The organism is Rhodoferax sp. P2_H8_2 (assembly GCF_056403235.1).
The window spans coordinates 1-1,046 of sequence record NZ_JBFUFW010000023.1; the positions used below are offsets into that span (position 1 = coordinate 1).

1 protein-coding gene is annotated in these 1,046 nt (G+C 54.8%); it reads right to left on the bottom strand.

All coding sequences use genetic code 11. The features are described from left to right. Positions 1-1,046: FG-GAP repeat domain-containing protein (locus tag AC1DV6_RS18500; RefSeq protein WP_477980065.1), on the bottom strand; the 1,046-nt coding region annotated here is incomplete at both ends.

Genomic DNA, 1,046 nt, shown 5'->3' on the forward strand with positions numbered 1-1,046 from the left:
CGGTCCAGTACGCCTGACTCCCATCGGTAACCGTGGGTACCCACATGATGTCGGCCTTACCATCACCGTTGAAGTCACCTATCTGCACCATGTCCACTGGCTTCTTAGTCGCTGTGATTGCATCGTATTGCTTGGTGATGGGGGCCGACCGCACGAAATTGGCGGCGTCCAGGTCGTCCGGCATGATTTTCACCGGTGTGGTGAACCCGGTGTCGGTGGCRTAGGCTACAAACCAACCATTGCTGTAAGGTCCARCCCAACCATTGTTGTAAAACARRTAGTCRGTCTTGCCATCTCCATTGAAGTCACCAAAGTATTTGTAGCTMTTGCCGTCTACAAACAGCGGCAATGAACTCGCTGGCAGCGCAGCTGCGGTAGGCACCGTRAATCCGGTCCCCGTGGAATATGCCACCCACCAGCCGGTCCAGTACGCCTGACTCCCATCGGTAACCGTGGGTACCCACATGATGTCGGCCTTACCATCACCGTTGAAGTCACCTATCTGCACCATGTCCACTGGCTTCTTAGTCGCTGTGATTGCATCGTATTGCTTGGTGATGGGGGCCGACCGCACGAAATTGGCGGCGTCCAGGTCGTCCGGCATGATTTTCACCGGTGTGGTGAACCCGGTGTCGGTGGCGTAGGCTACAAACCAACCACTGCTGTAGACCCCAACCCAACCGGAGTTGTACCAAAGGTAGTCGGTCTTGCCATCTCCATTGAAGTCACCAAAGTATTTGTAGCTATTGCCGTCTACAAACAGCGGCAACGAACTCGCAGGCAACGCGGCTGCGGTGGGAGTAACCACTCCAGTAGGCGTTGTAGGCCAAGTAACCGAGGTTGGCTGTATGCAGCTGTTGTTGGTGTCACACAGCGTCACCGACTTCAATCGAGTGCGCTTGGTATGGTTGCTTTGGTCGTAGGTCAACCGGTAGTCGTTGACAACGCTTGCGCCCACATAGGTCTTGATGTTGGTGACGCGCTTGAGGGTCTTGGCAATGCTTCCCGACTGGTACCTCGTTGGTATATCTGTTCTGTCTTCATAC